Source organism: Aequorivita echinoideorum (genome assembly GCF_018476645.1).
GTDB lineage: Bacteria > Bacteroidota > Bacteroidia > Flavobacteriales > Flavobacteriaceae > Aequorivita > Aequorivita echinoideorum.
In genome coordinates, this window is the sequence record NZ_JAHCTB010000023.1 from 1 (window position 1) to 860 (window position 860).

Genomic DNA, 860 nt, shown 5'->3' on the forward strand with positions numbered 1-860 from the left:
CTTATAGCTGTGGCAAATAAATTGTTGAAACAGGCATTTGCAATTGCAAAAAGTGGTTTGCCCTATGATGCGGAATTTGTATCTAAATTGGACTAAAAAGATTTGTTTTTTAACTCAGATCTTTGTTGGGCAACGTTATTTTCTGTTTTCTAAAATTTTCAATAGTTTTTTAGGATTTTGTCGGTTATCCCAAAATGCTGTGATTATTATTTCTTTATCATTAAACTTATAGAAAATACTAAAATTTCCTAGTGAAGCTACTCTTACATCCTTAAAATCAGTCGCTTTGTAAATCAAAGGTTTATCGGCAATCTGTTTTGTTCTTTCAGAGACCAGTTTTACGAGTTTTTTTGAATAGGTGTTGGATTTATTTCGCTTAACCCAATATTCTAAAATTCCAACGAACTGAATGTCTGCTGTCCGTGTCCAAATTACATTGCGTTTAGCCATTCCAGGTTTCGTTTGTCCATAGCTTCTTGAGAAATTAGTTTACCGTTTTTAATATCTTGCTCACTCATTTCTAACATAATTTTTTGCTCTTTCGTCAGTTCAATAATGTTAGATTCTGAAGAACTTGAAGCAATTAGTTTATCAAGAGCTACTAAAAAATCTTTATTTCTAATAGATAGTATTTTGCCTATCAATCCGTTTCTTATATTATCTACAGTTGCCACTTTATTTAAATTTAAGTTCTAAATATCCGAAAAATTGCTCGTTTTTCCTAATGTTGCCCAACGGTCTCGTATAACCGTCAGTTACGGGCAAGTTAGCGAATTTTTTCGGTTGAGCACAAACGTTAGCAATTCCGAGTGGATTCGGACGTAGTTGAATCCGCCGTAATTGCGGTTATACATTGTTGG

Annotated in this window: 2 protein-coding genes; both read right to left on the reverse strand. The window is 33.3% G+C overall.

Annotated features, from left to right (window positions below; all coding sequences use genetic code 11):
- Positions 1-135: 135 nt before the first annotated feature.
- Positions 136-450, reverse strand: a complete 315-nt coding sequence (locus KIV10_RS13830) for a type II toxin-antitoxin system RelE/ParE family toxin (protein WP_214114732.1) — start codon at positions 448-450, stop codon at positions 136-138.
- Positions 432-674, reverse strand: a complete 243-nt coding sequence (locus KIV10_RS13835) for a hypothetical protein (RefSeq protein WP_214114733.1) — start codon at positions 672-674, stop codon at positions 432-434. Before KIV10_RS13835 ends, KIV10_RS13830 begins: the two co-directional genes overlap by 19 nt.
- Between the last annotated feature and the right edge of the window lie 186 nt (positions 675-860).